Below are 18,160 nucleotides of genomic sequence, written 5' to 3' on the forward strand. Positions count from 1 at the left end.
CCGCTGTGTCCATAATTTGAAAAAAGCTTTGATGATAATTGACCGTTCTTATTGTAGTCAAACAAATTATAAACAAAGGGTGATAACCATCTCCATGATAACTAATCTATATACAAATATGAATAGAAAATTTCTTCTTTATAGTATCCCACTTATATTGCTCTCCATCGCGACGATGACACTAACTAGCAGAAATTCACCAATGTATCTTTTTAATGATTGGGTCGACTTAAATGCATTTATGACTGTAGGAAAGGGGTGGCTTCATGGAATGGTTCCTTATCGTGATTTATTCGAACAAAAGGGACCTATCTTGTTTTTCTTTTTTCTCATTGCAAATATGATTTCAAAAACATACTTTGGCATTTTTATAATCGAAATCCTTATGTTTTTTATCTCATTAACACTAACCTTTAAAATCAGTAGAAAATATTTAGGTGTTGGCGAATCCTTTCTCGTATGTGCATTTATGTCTTGGGTACTGACTATATCACCATTTTTTCAAGCTGGAGGAAGTGCAGAGGAACTATCTTTTCCATTTATTCTATACAGTATTTACCTTTTACTGTGTGTTTCCGAAAAAAATTTTGAAATTACAAATAAGCAATCTTATTTCGCCGGTTTCTGTTTTGCTATGCTCTTTTGGATAAAGTTTACTTTAGTCGGTGGCTATTTAGCGGCATTTATCTTTTTAATTGGTATTTTTACCTTTCGTAAACAATTTTACTCTCTAATATCAATGATGATATTCTCGTTACTGGGTTTTCTAACAGTTACCATTCCAATAATTCTTTATTTTTCAATTAACAATGCAATGAATGATCTCATTTTTTCTTATTTTATTAGCAACATAAAACTGTATCCAAATAATTCTGGCGCAACAATTATTTGGAAAATATTAAATTCTATCTTCCTTTATTTTAAAAAAATTGATGATATTCCGGTTCTGTTCTTTCTACTAATTCCTATGTTGATTTACTTGATTATATCCAACACCTTTTTGAAAAACGATCTTACAAAATTCGTATACTGTGCGATGTATCTTGGCTTAATTGTCTCCGTTTTCTTTGGTGGAAAAACCTTTGATTATTATTATTTAGCCTTGTTCCCCTTCTCCATAATTCCTATTATAGGAATTATTAAACTATTAGACACACATGTACGACAATCTATCGGTTCTTATATACTGTTATTACTGTTCTCATTTGTATTGATGATAGGATTTAATACTAATTTCTTAGCCTCTAAATTATATCCAAATAATAAATCCTACCAATATAGCCAAAATTATAGTGGTCCTTTTCAAGGGACATTCTCGAAAATTATTTTAAAAAATTCAGATAAAACTTTACTCAATTATGGTTCACTAGATATCGGGCTTTATCATGCAACTGATGTTCTTCCAGTAAATAAATATTTTCATAAAGTCAATATTCCCGATCAAGCTTTACCTAAAATGATGAATGAACAAAATAGTATGGTTAGAAATAAAAAAGTAGCTTTTGTAGTTTTAAGAACACCTATTGGTTCGAAAGAAGAAAGTGCTGTTCCAAAACTTATCCGAGATAACTACAAACTTATTACTACTCAAGACCAAAGTTATCTTGGGTCATCCCTCAGTTTTACCTATCGGCTTTATAAAGTAAAGTAATAATCAAAATAAAAGAACAATTTCCAAGATAATAATATTGGAAATTGTTCTTTTGCTTTTGCAATATATCGGAAAAGAAAAGTAATCAAGTGAGAAATCTTAAATTAGAACCAATTCTAAATAGATTTTGGCAATGGATTAGTTCCTTTCAAATACTTGAAAGTTCTAGGTTAAGGAAAGTTATCAGCTATGCCTTAAACAACGGAATTGGTTTGATAAACTTATTACTAGATGTTCGTTGGGCGACTTCAAATAATCTTGCCGAATGTAGTATTCGCCCAACAACCGTTGATAGAAAAAATTCGATTTTTTTAGTAAGCTTATACTTTGTGATTACAAGTGGCGTTGGCTATAGTTTGGTTGCCACAGCTAAAAAATGGAATAGATCCTACAAAATATTTTGATTTGCTTTTTAAACAGTTTCCAAACATTGACAACCAGTCGGTTTCCTTGATGGTTAAAAACTATTTGTCTTACATTTGTTTACCACCTGCTTATATTTGACATTTCAGAAATTAAAAACACTCTAGTAGGTCTTAATTTTTCAAATAAATAAGTCTTCATTTTTGTATAGTATACTTTTACAAGTTCGCTATATTAGATGTTTTCGAATAACAGTTAATCCAAATAAACGCTGACGTAGTAAATCAAGCAAAACTCCAGCTGAAAACCAAATAAATATAGATACGAACCCACCATAAAACAACGTATCTAAATTCCAATTACCATCAAATAAAATATCTATTAAGTAATACTTTACTTGGGATATCTGTCTGGACCCATCATGTAAAATATAAATACCTATAGTTGTTGATGCAACTAGATTAATTAGCTTGTTATTTTTAATATGTATTTTTGTAAATAGAATAAAAATTAATAATGTAATAATTATTGTTAGTAAATTGGATTGGGAATTGAAGTTATAAACATATAAATTATCTATACTTACACTATATCTCTGAACAAAGTCAAAAATGATGAACACTACTATTGATAAAAATAATGGAATAACTGTAGAGCTTTTAGATAAATACTCAAAAGGGTTATATCTTCGGATATACCCTCCTAACAGGGACATTAATAAGAAGGTCAAAAAATTTCTATCTATTGAAAGTCCAATAGTCTGAAATATAGGTGGATTTAAAATTTGAAGCGTTAGAAGTATCTCTAGTAAAATCATGTGTTTTTTTCTATCCGTAGCACGTAACCATTTCCCAATAATTAAAATAAAAAGTAACAATCCTACATAATATCTTAAGTACCATACACTGTCAGTTAGTTGAAACGGATTAAATCCAAAAAAATCAAAGGTAAAACTTCCATTTGTGTGACTTATTTGTTTTGCTAAACTTGACTCTTTATGACCTTTTGACAACTCAAATGGTATTAATACAATAAAGATGACAATACTATAATAGAGGATAGTAGCCCCTATGTTTTTTATCTTTTTAAATGTATCACTGATAGAAGTTTTCTTTTCAAATAGAAAGTATCCAGTCAACAACATAAAAATCATATTTCCAACTTGACCACCAAAGTTAACAAGGAAATCCATTATGAATATCTTTTCACCATATCCAGACTTTAAAGATGTTAACAATTGAAAAAGATTTCCATCTGGTATTTTTTTCCTTGTAAAGAGGGTAAACTTGACAAATTATTTAGAAAAGATTCAGAGAATGATTTCGTTTCCATAGTATGAAAATAAAAATGATATCCGATAATTGCTAATATTGCTAATATTCTTAAAAGTTCAAAAGATGATGTTCTTTCACCTTCAATTTTATGCTTATTATTCATTTTCCCTCCATCAATTTAACGCCTATTTAACATCTTTATGTCAAGCATCTATATAGTCAGCCCAGCATTAAGTAATTTTGAATAACTAATTATATTTACCATAAATCTATTAAATTATTCAGAAACTATCAGTATTAAAAATATTGAACTGTTTCCTACGAACTAAAATAACCCAGAGTTAAAATTGCCCCTAGGTTGTTTTAGATTCAATTATTCGTTTATTACCTATAATAACCTTGTCTATTCAGCGTACCCAGTATCTCCATTTTGGTCATAGCCAGTTTCATCTTCGCTATACGTAGAATATGTTGCATCATCTGTATAAGCATCTTGATCTTCGGATTGTCCTTCTGGTAAGAACTGTTCCGGGCTGTAACCAGAAGTGTGTTCATCTGCTGTTGGCAGTGAATCACTTGTTGGAATTTCTAATTGTTCCTTCAAGGTATTTTGAATCTTCAATAATTCATTTGCATCTAGCAATTGATAGTAGACACCATTCATCATTGAACCTTCACCTTCTAGTTGTAATGACTCAATTTTTTTGAAGGCTGGTAGGTAACCTGCTTGAATATCCATCATGTCATCCCAAGACAAATCAGTCTTAGTATTTTTCTCAACTGCTTTAAGAATCTCGTTATAACGAGTGACACCATCTAAACCAATCACTTTATTAACGATTTTTTGGACCACTTCACGCTGACGACGTTGACGCCCAATATCATTCTCTGGATCGTCCTTCCGCATCCGCGCATAAGCCAAACCAGTTTTACCATCTAAAGTGATTTTTCCGGCAGGCACGTGTACGCCTTCCAGCGTAAAATCAATTTTATTATCAACTTGGATACCACCCACTGCATCAATCAGATCGCTTAATCCTTGCATGTTGATTGCCACATAATGGTCGATTGGAATATCTAATAGGTTTTCTACAGAGTCCATCGCCATCTCAGCGCCACCAAAGGCATACGCATGATTCAATTTATCCATCGTATCATGACCAACGATTTCAGTATAAATATCACGGTCTAGACTGACAATGGTTGATTGGCCTTTTTTCGCATTAACTGTTACAACCATCATAGAGTCTGAACGACCTTGGTCCGTTCTTCCCAATGCACCGGTATCGACACCCATCAACAAGACTGAAAAAGGTTCAGTATCTTCGATTCGTACTTTTTGTGTTCGTTTAGTTGAAGTCCGGTCTATATTATCATGAACACGATTTAAGGCAGAGTTTGCATCAGAATACATCTTGATTCCATAAGCACAGACCCCAGTCACAACGACTAGCACGGTCGTCAGTAAGCCTAGAATGATTTTTTTAGTTCGACTCATAGTACACATCCTTATTTATTTATGCAGAAACTTTCACAATAAAGATTGTCCCACAAAAGTAAACAGCGCGCAATAAAGTTACGTGTTTGGTATACAAACTTAACGGAATTGAAATAAATTAAAGTTTTTCAATAGCATCATGAACACGTTGACTATTCCTCAAGTCATCAAATTTAAAGAAACTGTTAATGCGATCAAGATATTTACTTTCAATTTTCAACTCATTATCAGTAACAAGAGACTTGATATAATTCACAAGATTATTGTCATCATCAAAAATCGGGCCAAATCCATCTGTATGATAATCAAAGTAACCAGACTCATTATCCCAATTTCCATTATCAAAATGATAGTATGCAATTGGTTTCCTCATATATGAGAAATCAAAAAATACTGATGAATAATCGGTAATCAACAAATCCGCATCTTTTAAAAGTTTACTATAGCTTTCATCATATTCTGGAACAATGATATCCGCTAAATCAAAGTCAGATAATTGTTGCCTAATAGATGGGTGAGGTACAAAAACTAGAGTATACCCATTAGCTTTACAAAAACGTCTTAAATTTTCATTATTTAGGAGTTTATTCCATTTCATATAGAATTGACTCTCCTTAAATTTATCAAAATATGGTCTTGCCGAGATTGTATCATCATAATCTGCTACAATCCCTTGTCTCCAAGTAGGCATTATTACTATTTGCTTTTTGGTATCCTGTTTTGATAATCTGTCATAACGTGGAAACCCTGTCAAAACAACTTCATTATTGATGAATTGATACTCTGAATCGTTTATGGATTTGTATTCTGGAATGCCCGCAGTAATAAATAAAGCAAAATTTTTGTCAGTTTTCTTTAGCCAATGAGACATGTTGTCTTTCGTAATTCCATGTTGAAGAAAAATATATCTAAAATCTTTCATATCCTTAACATATTCTTCAAGACCATATGGCAGTTGATAAATAAATTTATCAGCATGTGAGCTGATTAGCTTGTCAGCTGTTAGAAGTGAAATAAGATGCTTTTTGCTGTGATAATTAATAAGTTTAAAGTTTTTATGTTTTAACCTTAGACTATCCTCTACTGATCGGTCTATAACGAAGTTTATATCCTTATTTTTCGCGTGCTGTTGATAAAACTGATATAAAACTTCAGCATTATCGTCCGCCTTATCAATTCTATCCATAAACAAATACGTCTTTCTATTTTTAAAATGAGTTTTTACACGAGCAATAATCCGCAATCCCGAAATCTTTAAGGCTTGCTTTTTCCCTTTTTTCTTAGAAATCATTTTAAAAATTTTCGATTCATTTTTTAAAATATTAGTAATTGAATTCTCCATAAAATAGAAATAATTTTTCTTTTTTGAATATTTCATAATTATCTTGTTCTCTAGAATATAGTAATAATTATCATTATTATTGGAAAACTTGCTAGCTTGACCATCAAAACTAATAGATGCTGACGTTTTTTTACCATTATTAGAAACAAAAAAGCGGATTTTTCTCCCGATTTTGAAATCTTCTATTGGTATTTCAACTATAAAACCTTTCGCTTTATGAACTACTTTCCCCATTACACTACTTTTTTTATCTGGATAAGGAAAATTAGAAACAACTATTTCCTTCCCATTAAACTTACAAATGATACTAATATCAGTATTGGTAAATTCATTATTACAATATCCAGTAATTTTTAAACTACCATTTCTAGCCTCAATTATACTAAGATGGAGCTTAGTCTGATTCAAATCTATTATTCGTTTTCCCGTTGCATCAAACAGTGTTTGGTTTTCCTCGCCATCATCAAGGAAGAACATATCTTCTTCTATATTTTCAATAAATCCTTCTCTTTTTATCCTTAAAATTGCTTTCTTCTGATAATAGTTCAGATATCTTTGGGCATTAATAATGTCATCATCTATTCTCAATAATACTTCTTGTAATAGTTGTTCAAATTCTGTTTCCTTTAAAAATTCAGGATAATGTTTTAATCTTAGACGCCATTGTAAATCATACATTACAAGAAATTGTAAATATTTTGGTACTTCTGTTTCTGAGTATTTATTGAGCTTCTGTAGAAGATAGTCTTTAATAAAAGGTATAAAATAGTCATATGAATCATAGCCACCTTGTAATGCTGAATTTCCAGCATACCTTTTTCTGTACCAATAAATTGTATTAGGAAGTACACCATATCTCCCGTTCTCCAAAATAATATCAGTTAAAACAGAAGCATCTTCACCAAACTTCTGCCCCACTGGAAACCTACGCTTTAAAAAGGCGCTTGATCTTATAAATGCAGAACTTGACGATAACAAAATACAGTCGAAATCTCTTTCAACATCTATTATGGCTCCACGTTTGAATTTATAATTCAGCATATGTTCGCCTGTTTGTGCTTCAAAAAAGTGAAGAGGTAAACATACTAAATTTATTTCTTTATAAAAATTGAAGAAGTCCTTTACCTTTTCTAACGCGCTAAGATCCATAACATCATCTGGATCCATAAAATTAACAATATCGCCAGTAACTACTTCTAGGCCTCTATTTCTAGCAACACTTACTCCAGCATTTTCTTGTTCTATATACTTAACGTTAAGAGGGAATTCTTTTTGATATTTGCGACAAATTTCTCCAGAATTATCAGGACTCCCATCGTTGACTAGAATTAGTTCAACGTTTTTTTGAAAGTCAACTGTTTGATTGATTATGCTTTGAATCGCTTCATCCAGGTACTCTTCAACATTATAAATTGCCATAACTATAGAAATTCTTAAACTCATATTACAATTTCACTCTCATTCCACTTTTAATTTTTACATATATTGCTAAAACAATAGGATTATTCTTCAACTTACTTTTAACAATTTCAAAAAACTTAATTTTATCTCGTTCATAGACAATGGAATTATAAATTCTATAACTATTACGTGAATCAATATATTTTAGATACTTATTCTTATCTATTTGCGGAATTTGTGAAAAATCAGTTTGCGAAGTCACTAATTCCAAAAAACTATTTGAATCAAGAGCTACTTTTTCAGCAAGTTCTGTCTTCAAATCCATATAAGCGCCCTGACACTCCATATACTGCTCCTGATCAAACTGAAAGAATACCACCGGGATATCCTGATAAAGAGCTTCCCAGGCTACACTAGAATAATCAGTAATTAGTAATGAACTTTGGCGAATTAGTTTATTAACGGGCTCTTCGCCAAACTTCAATAGCCGGATATTCGGGCTAGGACTTTCAAAAAGACCCACGAATTCAATAAATTTGGGATGGAGATAAAAGTTTAGTGTCCAATTTCCCGTTTCCAGATAATGGATTAGTTTTTCGGAATGTAAGACTTTACTGTATTCCTGATAATAATCAGAAGCTAAAAACTCTTCTGGCGTAACTTCTTCCAACCAGTTACGCCAAGTCGGCATAAACATGATTGAATGATCTTTGATCTTTTTTTCCTCGTATAAGGCATCCCAGCGAGCCAGACCGGTAACAATCACGCGCTCTTCCTCATAGCCAAGATTCTGCATCACGATTTCCTTTTCAAAATCAGAGGACGTCACAAATAGCCGGGCATCATTCATCCCATTTGCATCAAAGGTACTATCAATGCGCTTCAATCCTAAAACTCCATGTTGCAAGAACACATATGGTTTAGCATTTAGTGCTGGACGAATAAAGCCTTTGGACACACGCCAAGCAAAGCCATGCCCCTTCGCTTCTGAGGAAACGATCATTTGACAAGCTAACAGATAGAATAGATGCTTCACTGACATGAATTTCAATACACGCTTTTCCATCCCTGCCAGGCGTTTGTAATCTTCGGAATCCTCGCGAATTACATAGTAAACTTTTTGTTCGGGATGCTTTTCAAAACAGTATTTAAAGAAGTAATAAGAATTATCCTGTGCCGTCTCCGACATTTTCTCATGCATCAGCCAAATTTTTCGATTCCAAAAGAGCCAACCGAAGAAAAAGTGGAGTATTACTGCGATATACTCGTTACGTTTGTACTTTCGAGCCTCAAATTCTCCCCGCAGACGGTAATTGAGGCTAAACCCATTGGCAATTGTTATATATGGGACTAGAAAATGACCGTCTTCAAAATTATATTCATTATGATTTAGCAGATACTGCAGACGCAAACGGATTCGCAAACGGTAATTGGTGATACGAATTTCATAGGTCTCATTTTTAGTATTTTCCACCATCAAATAAGCATCCCAATAAAACTGATCCCATTCTTCTGTTCTTACATCTAATTGGAAAGAAAACAGTAATAATTCGCCTTTTTCCTGTACCGCCGTAATGGGTACAACGATGGCCTGTTCGGCGGTTCCTTTTCGTAAGCGCCAGATCATACCGCTAGCTTTCAAGTTAGCCGCTTTCTTTAAAGCGACAGTGTACTGCATTTTCCCATCTTTAAAGTTTAAGCGTTGTAATGTCGCTTCTTCATCTAAAGATTCATTCATGATTTTTTCTAACGTGTTATAGATAAAGGATAATTGCCCTGCTTTTGTACTATAAACTGCTAAATATTGTGTTTCGTCTTTTATTTCTACAGGTTCAAAATAACGCGAGCTAGGTGAGCGATGAATAAAATCGCGCGAAACGATTGGCCGAAGCTCCTCTTCGCTGATTTGCAAAAAGAAGTCCAAGCGGTACCCATTAAACATCACGTCTTTATGCTGAGTAATTGGCAGACGCAAGCGCCACAAAGGACCAAACTTTTCTACGGCATATTGGAACGGGTATAGAGTAGCTGCTTTTCGACGCTTGGCTACTAAATTCTCTTGGAACAACGCCAACTGATCATCTAGTAGATAAAACTCGATGGTTGCTTCATTTTGAGTCAAATGAAGAACCTCGATTTTTTGGCTAGCCTCAGTATTCGTGGATTTTAATCGCAAATGCTCTTTTTCAGTTGCCAAAAGATAGTGCCCACTTGGTAGTGTCAAAATTGAAGGATGATGACCAATTTTTACTCCTTGATTTACGTAGGAAATAGACCTTCCATTCAGCAGTAAGGCTGTCGAAAGGTCTGTATGGTTAATATGTACGGAGGAACAATCAAACAATAAGTATAATTGTTCCTCATTTTTATTCGTAATCCAGACTTTTTCCGCAAGAACTTGCGAATTGGCAATTGTGAGCGTATAGGCCACATCATTAGTTGATTGTGGTTTGAGTATCAAATGGTCATTGTACGCAAAATTGTACGTGACCGTAACTGTTTCTTCTTTTCCCAACGTTGTCGCCCCCAACAAATACTTTAAATAAAATCAACAAACCGTGCGCGGAATTTCATGTGCAAGTGACACCCAATGACTAACACCAACAGCGTCAAGCTCCAAAAAACGATGGTGTATTCCGGCTTTTCCCAAAAGCCGCGCTGGTATAAGAAGGAGTCCCGAAAGCCTTCAATAATGTAATAGAACGGATTGAATTTCAAAATTCGTACTAACATCACAGGCAATCCGCGGCCATCCAAATCCCAAATAGGACCTGATACGTAGAACAAGAGTCTCATAATCGACTGTAATGCGATATGATAATCACGTACTAGTACAGTGATTGTTGAATTTAGCACTCCGAATGCAAATAGAAAAACAAACATACAGAAGAAGTAATAGAATCCTTGTAGCCAGAAAACGGTTGGCATATGCCCAAAATTAAGCATGGTTAAAATCACAATGACAACCATTGGCAAATAAGAAGACAAATTACTTACAATATTGATGGTGGGTAATGCACTAACGGGAAACTTCATCTTGGCTACCATGCCGACTTGGCGATAGATACTATTTGACGCACCCATTACAGATGAATTGATATAAAACCACTGAATGATTCCCACCAGCATCCAGACAATAAACTCAAACCCGTTCATTTTGCGGCCTTGATTCATCCCTAGTCCAAATACTAGGTAATAAATCCCCACTTGGATTGCCGGATTCAAGATTTGCCAAGCTAATCCTAGGTAGTGACTCTGATAGGTTGCCTTATCTTCATAGCGCGACATCCGAAAAATAATGCCTGCGCTGCTAAATTGCTCTTTAATAACAGCTAAAACTTCTCTCAAAACAAAAAGCCCCTTTTCTACTGAATACTCATCTTAAAAAGAATTTGAAAATCTTCGAGAATGATTTTGCCACAAATTCGATTGGGTGATGTAAGACATACATGGCAGAATGCCCTTGGAAATTCGCCAACATCAAAGCAAGGATGATAATAAGCAATGCAATCGCCAAAATTCTAGTTGGCCAGGTCATGCGATCCCCAATAGTGGATTTTTTCAATTCTTGATCAAGTGTGTTCAAATCAAGTGAAGTCCCACTTTCTTCCGATTCCTTGACGGTTCTTTCTCTAAGCGCATCTAATGTAAATGCTTTTTGTTTTTCTTTCCAATCATTTTGATATTTCTTTTGATATTCCTTGGTTTGCTTTTTGAACCAGCCAGTAAATTTTTTATATTCAGCTAAAATTTCATCGGTGGGTCCAAATTGACGTAGTTCGCCATAATGCATCCACATCGTTTTATCGCAGAGCATTTCAATTTGTCCTAAAGAGTGGCTGACAAAGAAGATTGTTTTCCCTTCTGCCTTGAACTCCATGATCTTATCGACACATTTTTGATAGAAGGTTTCATCCCCTACTGACAATGCCTCATCGATAATCAAAATGTCAGGATTGTTATGAACTGCAATCGCAAATCCTAGGCGCGATTTCATCCCGCTAGAATAACTCTTAACTGGTTGATTGATAAAATCACCTAAATCGGCAAAAGCGACGATATCGTCCATCTTTTCATCGATTTCTTTGTTCGTCATACCGCTCATCAAACCTTTAAGACGAATATTCTCCAGTCCAGTCAGTTGATTTTTTAAGCCTGCACCAATTGCAATGATAGAAGTATCACCATTTACTTCCATTGTGCCAGAGGTAGCAGGGATAATCCCTGAAATCACATTCGATAATGTAGATTTACCCGAACCATTGATCCCAATGATCCCAATTGACTCGCCGGCTTTCACTTCAAAACTGATACCTTTTAAAGACCAGAAAGAAGGGATATCTTTGCGGTAAAATTTAAATAAGGCTTTTACCTTATCCGATTTTTTCTTATATAAGTCGTATTCCTTCGTTACTAAGGTACCGCGGACTTTTACATCTGTTGTTTCCATGCTCTCATCCTATCTCTCTAGAATAGCGGTTTAAACACATTGTGTTATAAAACACATAAAATCACTCACAATCAAATATATCATATTCAAGCAAGAGAAAAAAGCAAATTTCATATTTGTAAAATGCTTGAAATAATACAAAAAAAGCGTGAATTATACCTTCGTATTTTTCACACTTTTTCGGTTTATCTTTATTTTTTGACGTTTCTTCCCCGCCAAGCATAGCCAAACAGGCCAATAATTGTTCCAAAACTAACCAACCATGAGAGCTTGTATAGTAATGGCAAGCGATTACCCACTTTTACTAGGTACTTTCCTGGCGGCAGTTTGACTTCTACTGTTCCTCTAAAAGAAGGCTGCCACGCTACTTTTTTACCATTTGCATAAACCCACATATGGCGGTAAGCAAAGACCGGAAAATCCACCACCGTACTGCTCTTTAGATTGAAATCATACGTATAATAAGTATTTTCGTATTCTCGTTTCACACTGCCACGTATGCCGTCCATTAGAACATGATGCTTATAAATCGACCGAAAATGCGGCTCTGCCTTTGCTGGCATGTAATCCGTGTTGAGTTTTTTAGATAGAATATCTTCATAGGTATCTTTATTTAAGTCATAATAACGGCCATCAGTGGTCAAAGTTTGATTATATGCAAATAGCTCTTGCGCGGCCTGAAAATGAAGTCCCAGGCCAATGACGAAAATTGCACTAAGAAAACCAATCTGCCAATTATGTTTTTTAAAGTAAGCTGGTACGATTTCACTAACAGCTACAGCAAAGAAAAATACCGCAAAAGCTAGAAGTCGCCACGGAAATTGAATCAAAGCGAGCGGTGTTTCTTGGAACAGCTCCCATGGAACCGTATTAGAGGAACAAATCAACAATAAAATGCCTGCTGCATAACTGACCTGTGCCGTTCGTGTTGCGCGAAAAACGCCCGGTAACGCCGCAACCACTAATAAAAATAGAATGAAGCCTATATTAAAACGTGCGCCACCAGGTATGTACATATTCTGTAAGGTAAAACGCAACTGTTCAAGTAAAGGATAAGATCGGCCTGCCAGACTAGTTTCCATGACGCCTAACAAATCTGCCTGTAGATACTGATCTAAAAACGGCACTAAAAATCCTGCTGACAACAACACCGTCAAACCAATACTCTTCAGCCCATTCACTAATGTCTGCACCTTTTGTCGCTGCACCGGTAGTGTCATCACATACAGAATAACTAGTAATAAAGTACTCATAAAGACAGAGAGAACATGACTATATAGAATCCCCGCCATGCCTAAGGAAAGCTGCCACCACTTACGTTTGTCACCACAAATGATTTGATAAAAGCCTAAGAAGACCAGTGGAATGAAGGTTATCGCAATCACTTCACCAATCGCTGTACGCCCAAAAAAATCCATCGCTCTAAAACCAGAAAACGTATAGATAAAACTAAAGAACAAGGCATTCAGCCGCTGTTTACGAAATTCATGATAAGCGTAATAACTGATAGCAAAGGTTATAAACGTTACAACCATAATAAATAAATAGTAGGCAGTCAGCGGATTCGTTACCAAAAAACGCGCGGGTACAAAGAGAAACAACCATAAAAATGGATAAAAGAAATTTACACCATAGCCAATCAAGCCAAAGGTATGATTACTCAAATAGGAGAAAGAGGGACCTTGCTGAATCTGCAAGAAAAGCTCCTCCATCCGTTCCAGGTGAAAGCGGCCATCCTGACCAACAGTGTATGCCAATTGCTGCCACGGAAAAAAAGGCAAAATGTATAGAAAAGATCCAACTAAAAATACAAACGGCAATCCCCATCGCCACACTTTTTCGTTTTTCACTTACTACTCTCCCATTCTCTTACGTTTGATGAAAATCACTAGCACACCAACTGAAATAGCGGATGCTAGCCAGGCTCCTTTGTAGAAAGCTGGTATTGGCGCTGTTACCTGAACTTTCTGCTTACCAGCCGGTGCTTCAAATGCGAGTGTCCCCCGGTCTGAGACCTGCCAATCTACTTCCTCATCATTCACCTTTATCACTTCATGCTTGTAGGCAATCAAAGGTAAATCAACCGTTGTTTTTTCAGGTAAATCAAGCTGATAAGAAATCGTATTATGCTTGATTACTTGCGTAGCATCTGATTTCTTATTATCCAGCAATACTTGATGTCCAGCAATACTTTTCTTATTTTCATGAGAAACTTTTTTCATATAATCGTAGTTTTTCCGCGTAGAGATGATTTTCTTATACTCAGCTCCGTCAAGAGAATAGTATTCTGGACTTTGGGTATTATCAAAATTGTATTGTCGCATTCTTACAGCACCTACTGCATGTATGCCAACTACAAACATGGCTAACAATAGCAAACAGTATTCTCGGTTCCGAAATTTTCTCAGCAATAGACTTAAACTTTCACTACAAAAGATTGCTAAAAAGAACATTGCAAAGGCCAGAAACCGCCACGGAAATTGTATTAAAGCAATAGGGGTCGCTTGAACTAGGTGCCAAGGTACTAAACTTGTTGAGAGAATCGTAAAGCTCAAGCCTAAAAATAGTGCAATTTTCCCACTCAAAGTGACTCTCAAAAAGAAGAATAAACTAATAAAAGTCAGAATAAGCATTATTAGACCAATATTCATGGTCCATGAAGTCGCAACAATATTATCAGTAGCTGAGTTTAGCAGCATCATCTTCAAACTGTTTACTTTTTCCGCTAACATGGGCTGATTAGCGCCTTGCGGTTGCAGCCAGAGATACTGATCAATAAAAGGGATAAAAAAGCCTAATGATAGACATAGGGTAGCAATAACTGCCTTTATAGCTGCCATTATTCTTGAAATTCGGTTACCACTGAAAATCATTCCTGCTAAAAAGAATAAGAATAGAATCATTGATGACATCAACACTGATAATAGATGAGTATAAACCAATAAGGTCATACCGATTGTCAAAATATACCATTTTCGATAGTTATTAAAAAATAGATAATAGCCGCCTAAGAAGACTAGCGGGAAAAAAGCAAACGCGATGGCTTCCCCTAAAGCACTTCTTCCAAAAAAATCAGCTGTTCGAAAGCCTGAAAACACATAAATAAAACTGAATAACAGGGAACGAATCTTATCCTTCGAAAATGTCCACATGCTGTAATACGCTATTAAAAATGTTGCCAAAGAAACAATAAAAATCAATATATACCAAGATATAAATGGGTTACTAAAAAGAAAGCGAAAAGGTACTGCAACAAACAACATGAGAAAAGGATAAAAATAATTGACCCCATAGCCAATTTCGCCAAAGGTATGCATACTTAAATACGTGTATGCTGGACCATTTTTGACTTGCTGAAATAATTCTTCAATGCGGGCTAGATGAAACCTGGCATCTTGTTCTGTCGTATAGGCCAATGATTTCCAGGGAAAATAAGGTAACAGATAAAGAAAGGAAACGAGAAAACCAATTAAAACGATGTTACGTATATTTAATTTACTTTTCTTATTTGCTAATTGATTCATAACATCCTCCTTACTGCCTATTACTATACGACACTTTCCTGTTCCGCGCAAAAGGAAAAAAGCTCGGATTTCTCCGAGCTTTGCTGTAATAACGCTATTTTATTTTAAAAAATTTAAAATTATAGTTTAGTTACTTCAGCTGCTTGTGGGCCGCGTGCACCTTCAACAATGGTAAATTGAACAGGTTGACCTTCTTCAAGAGATTTGAAGCCGTCGCCTTGGATTGCTGAGAAATGTACGAATACATCGTCGCCGCCATCCACTGTGATAAAGCCAAATCCTTTTTCATTGTTGAACCATTTTACTGTGCCTTGTTCCATGTTAAAAAGCCTCCAAAAAATTTATAGGGGTCCATTTCATCACTGGACCTAGTTCTATTATACGAGAGCTTTTTTACACAAGCAAGCCCTTTCATAGTGCTTTTATTGCTTTTCTTCCTTTTCCTTCATGTTCAAATCTTTTTTGATTTGGGTCGTTGAGATTTCTGGCGTTCTTGGCAGATAAATAACCTCTGCATCTGTTTCATCCTCGATGAAATCAAATTTACCTGCCCAATCATCCCCCATGACAAAAGTATCAATATGGTACTCTTTAACATCAGATACTTTTTGATCCCAAGATTTTTCTGGAATCACCAAGTCCACATAGCGAACAGCTTCTAAAAGCTGTTTCCGCTTTTCATAAGAGAAGTAGCATTTTTTTTGCTTTTCATCCCAGTTGAATTCATCTGTTGATAAGGCAACTACTAAATAGTCCCCTTGTTCTTTGGCACGACGCAATAAATTGATATGTCCATAATGAAGTAAGTCGAATGTTCCATAAGTAATCACGCGTTTCATCGAAAAAACCTCTCTTTTCTATTTGCTGTCAGTATAACAGGAAATCCCCATTTGTCTAATTTATTATGCCATAGAGACCTATAAAAAACAAAAAAAGGCCATGCTCTCTCGTATCCAATAATTTAACTTCACCATTTATCTCCGCAAAAAAACCATCCCCACAAACCCAAAGGCTTGTAAGGATGGTTTCAACGTGCTTCTTTATTTAGTTGCAGCTTCGTATGCTTTATTAACCGCATCCCAGTTGATTAAGTTAAAGAAAGCTTTGATATAGTCTGGGCGTACGTTTTTATATTTCAAGTAATACGCATGTTCCCAAACATCTAAGCCTAAAACTGGTGTGCGACCGTCCATCAATGGAGAGTCTTGGTTTGGTGTAGATTCAACGGAAACATTCCCGTCTTTATCTGTTACTAACCATGCCCAGCCAGAACCAAAACGAGTTGTCGCTGCTTTGGTGAATTCTTCTTTAAAGTTATCATAGCTGCCAAAAGCTTTATCAATTGCGTCTTTGATTTTGCCAGTTGGTTCGCCACCAGCATTTGGTGCTAAAATTTCCCAGAAGAAACTATGGTTGGCGTGACCGCCACCATTGTTACGGACTGCTGTTTGAATGTCAGCTGGAATGCTATCCATGTCGCTGATCAATTCTTCAACTGTTTTATCAGCTAATTCAGGATATTTTTCGATTGCTGCATTTAAGTTTGTCACATAAGTGTTATGGTGTTTGTCATGATGCAGGTGCATCGTTTCGACGTCGATGAAAGGTTCCAACGCATCATATTCGTAAGGTAGATCTGGTAAAGTGTAAGCCATTTTGTCATTCCTCCTAAATTTAATTCCATTTTAAGAGTATCATGAAAGCGATATTGCTACCAATCATCTGCTCAACTGATTTCACAAACTTAGCTTTCGTCAGTCAAATGGAACAAGCCTTCCCGTTGATCTCGGTAAACTTCTGGCTGTAATGTAACGTGTGAAATCCCATATTCTTTTAAAATAGCCGCGATGGTGTCATAGAGCTTTTCAATATCGGAGACTGCTTGATCCTTGACTAGGATATGGGCGTCAAAAATAATGGTCGCTTCATCTATCTGCCAAGCATGGAGATGATGAACATTTTCGATTCCTGGTAGTTGGCAGATTCGTGCCGCAATCGTTTCATAATCCAATTCTGGTGCCGATTGCATCAAAATGCCCACGGTTTCTTTTACTACATCATACGCTTCCTTCATAATATATAAGGAAACCAGTAAAGTAATCAGGGGATCAATCCAATAGATTTGGAAGAAACGAATCAGTAGCGCGCCTAAAATTACGCCTATGGAAGACAAGGTATCACTTAATAAATGCAAATAGCTGGAACGAATATTTAAGCTGTTATGTGCATCTTGCTGTAACAGTAGTACGGATACCAAATTGGCCACCAGTCCGATAAGAGCCACAATCAGCATCAAATTACCGTCAATAGTCTCGGGGACGAAAAAGCGTTCAACCGCCTCAATTAAGAGGAAGATTGACAAGCCAATTAAAACGACTGCATTGACAAAGGCCGCTAAAATTTCTGCTCGTTTATAGCCATATGTTTTTTGCGGCGTCCGTCCCTTAGCACCAATGCGTTGGGCAACGTAGGAAAACGCGATGGAAACCGTGTCACTAAGGTTATGAATCGCATCGGACAAAAGCGATAAACTACCGGATAACAAGCCACCGATGATTTCGGTTAAGGTAATTCCAGCATTTAAAAGCGTGACCCAAAAGATCCGCTTACCTGAAGTTGGTTGGTGATGATGTGCCATTTGAATCACTCCTTTCCCT

General features: G+C 35.6%; 14 protein-coding genes. 2 read left to right on the forward strand and 12 right to left on the reverse strand.

From position 1 onward, the window contains the following. Positions 1–271 precede the first annotated feature (271 nt). Positions 272–1,651, forward strand: a complete 1,380-nt coding sequence (locus ECA01S_RS12435) for a hypothetical protein (RefSeq protein ID WP_157490299.1) — start codon at positions 272–274, stop codon at positions 1,649–1,651. Between the two features lie 44 nt (positions 1,652–1,695). Beyond that, positions 1,696–2,055 (forward strand): IS66 family transposase, encoded by a 360-nt coding sequence (locus tag ECA01S_RS13960; protein ID WP_082703307.1) that lies wholly within the window; start codon positions 1,696–1,698, stop codon positions 2,053–2,055. Positions 2,056–2,243: 188 nt separating this feature from the next. On the opposite strand, the gene ECA01S_RS12440 is transcribed toward ECA01S_RS13960, so the two are convergent. The 12 genes from ECA01S_RS12440 to ECA01S_RS12500 all read right to left on the reverse strand — a co-directional run bounded on the left by ECA01S_RS12440 (position 2,244) and on the right by ECA01S_RS12500 (position 18,141). Continuing rightward, positions 2,244–3,251 carry an acyltransferase family protein gene (locus ECA01S_RS12440; RefSeq protein ID WP_143139621.1) on the reverse strand — a complete coding sequence of 336 codons (1,008 nt, stop codon included), beginning with the start codon at positions 3,249–3,251 and terminating at the stop codon, positions 2,244–2,246. Between the two features lie 440 nt (positions 3,252–3,691). Continuing rightward, positions 3,692–4,786, reverse strand: a complete 1,095-nt coding sequence (locus tag ECA01S_RS12450) for an LCP family glycopolymer transferase (protein ID WP_067396090.1) — start codon at positions 4,784–4,786, stop codon at positions 3,692–3,694. A gap of 118 nt (positions 4,787–4,904) precedes the next feature. Next, positions 4,905–7,571: a CDP-glycerol glycerophosphotransferase family protein gene (locus ECA01S_RS12455; protein ID WP_067396092.1), complete on the reverse strand. Its 2,667-nt coding sequence runs from the start codon at positions 7,569–7,571 to the stop codon at positions 4,905–4,907. Position 7,572: 1 nt separating this feature from the next. Continuing rightward, a complete protein-coding gene (locus tag ECA01S_RS12460; protein WP_067396095.1) occupies positions 7,573–10,044 on the reverse strand; it encodes a CDP-glycerol glycerophosphotransferase family protein in 2,472 nt (823 codons plus the stop codon). 23 nt (positions 10,045–10,067) lie between these two features. Beyond that, entirely contained in the window at positions 10,068–10,877 is an 810-nt protein-coding gene (locus ECA01S_RS12465) for an ABC transporter permease (RefSeq protein ID WP_067396097.1), read from the reverse strand. Positions 10,878–10,905: 28 nt separating this feature from the next. Beyond that, positions 10,906–11,979 (reverse strand): ABC transporter ATP-binding protein, encoded by a 1,074-nt coding sequence (locus tag ECA01S_RS12470; RefSeq protein ID WP_067396099.1) that lies wholly within the window; start codon positions 11,977–11,979, stop codon positions 10,906–10,908. A gap of 191 nt (positions 11,980–12,170) precedes the next feature. Then, positions 12,171–13,829, reverse strand: a complete 1,659-nt coding sequence (locus ECA01S_RS12475) for a 6-pyruvoyl-tetrahydropterin synthase-related protein (protein ID WP_067396102.1) — start codon at positions 13,827–13,829, stop codon at positions 12,171–12,173. A gap of 3 nt (positions 13,830–13,832) precedes the next feature. Then, entirely contained in the window at positions 13,833–15,503 is a 1,671-nt protein-coding gene (locus ECA01S_RS12480; RefSeq protein ID WP_067396105.1) for a 6-pyruvoyl-tetrahydropterin synthase-related protein, read from the reverse strand. A gap of 119 nt (positions 15,504–15,622) precedes the next feature. Further along, positions 15,623–15,823, reverse strand: a complete 201-nt coding sequence (locus ECA01S_RS12485) for a cold-shock protein (protein ID WP_067396107.1) — start codon at positions 15,821–15,823, stop codon at positions 15,623–15,625. Positions 15,824–15,925: 102 nt separating this feature from the next. Further along, positions 15,926–16,342, reverse strand: coding sequence for a glycerol-3-phosphate cytidylyltransferase (tagD, locus tag ECA01S_RS12490; protein WP_067396111.1), 417 nt, complete (start codon positions 16,340–16,342; stop codon positions 15,926–15,928). A 201-nt stretch (positions 16,343–16,543) separates the two neighbouring features. Further along, positions 16,544–17,158: a superoxide dismutase gene (locus tag ECA01S_RS12495; RefSeq protein ID WP_067396113.1), complete on the reverse strand. Its 615-nt coding sequence runs from the start codon at positions 17,156–17,158 to the stop codon at positions 16,544–16,546. An 89-nt stretch (positions 17,159–17,247) separates the two neighbouring features. After that, positions 17,248–18,141: a cation diffusion facilitator family transporter gene (locus ECA01S_RS12500; RefSeq protein ID WP_067396115.1), complete on the reverse strand. Its 894-nt coding sequence runs from the start codon at positions 18,139–18,141 to the stop codon at positions 17,248–17,250. Positions 18,142–18,160: the final 19 nt, after the last annotated feature.

Source organism: Enterococcus canis NBRC 100695, from assembly GCF_001544375.1.
In the GTDB taxonomy this organism is placed as follows: Bacteria; Bacillota; Bacilli; order Lactobacillales; family Enterococcaceae; genus Enterococcus_H; species Enterococcus_H canis.

Bases quoted from the DNA above. Each gene is read 5' to 3' on its own strand.
- ECA01S_RS12435 (WP_157490299.1), top strand. From the start codon at position 272: ATGGTTCCTTATCGTGATTTATTCGAACAAAAGGGACCTATCTTGTTT.
- ECA01S_RS12450 (WP_067396090.1), bottom strand. From the start codon at position 4,786: ATGAGTCGAACTAAAAAAATCATTCTAGGCTTACTGACGACCGTGCTA.
- ECA01S_RS12455 (WP_067396092.1), bottom strand. From the start codon at position 7,571: ATGAGTTTAAGAATTTCTATAGTTATGGCAATTTATAATGTTGAAGAG.
- ECA01S_RS12470 (WP_067396099.1), bottom strand. From the start codon at position 11,979: ATGGAAACAACAGATGTAAAAGTCCGCGGTACCTTAGTAACGAAGGAA.
- ECA01S_RS12480 (WP_067396105.1), bottom strand. From the start codon at position 15,503: ATGAATCAATTAGCAAATAAGAAAAGTAAATTAAATATACGTAACATC.
- ECA01S_RS12485 (WP_067396107.1), bottom strand. From the start codon at position 15,823: ATGGAACAAGGCACAGTAAAATGGTTCAACAATGAAAAAGGATTTGGC.
- tagD (WP_067396111.1), bottom strand. From the start codon at position 16,342: ATGAAACGCGTGATTACTTATGGAACATTCGACTTACTTCATTATGGA.
- ECA01S_RS12495 (WP_067396113.1), bottom strand. From the start codon at position 17,158: ATGGCTTACACTTTACCAGATCTACCTTACGAATATGATGCGTTGGAA.
- ECA01S_RS12500 (WP_067396115.1), bottom strand. From the start codon at position 18,141: ATGGCACATCATCACCAACCAACTTCAGGTAAGCGGATCTTTTGGGTC.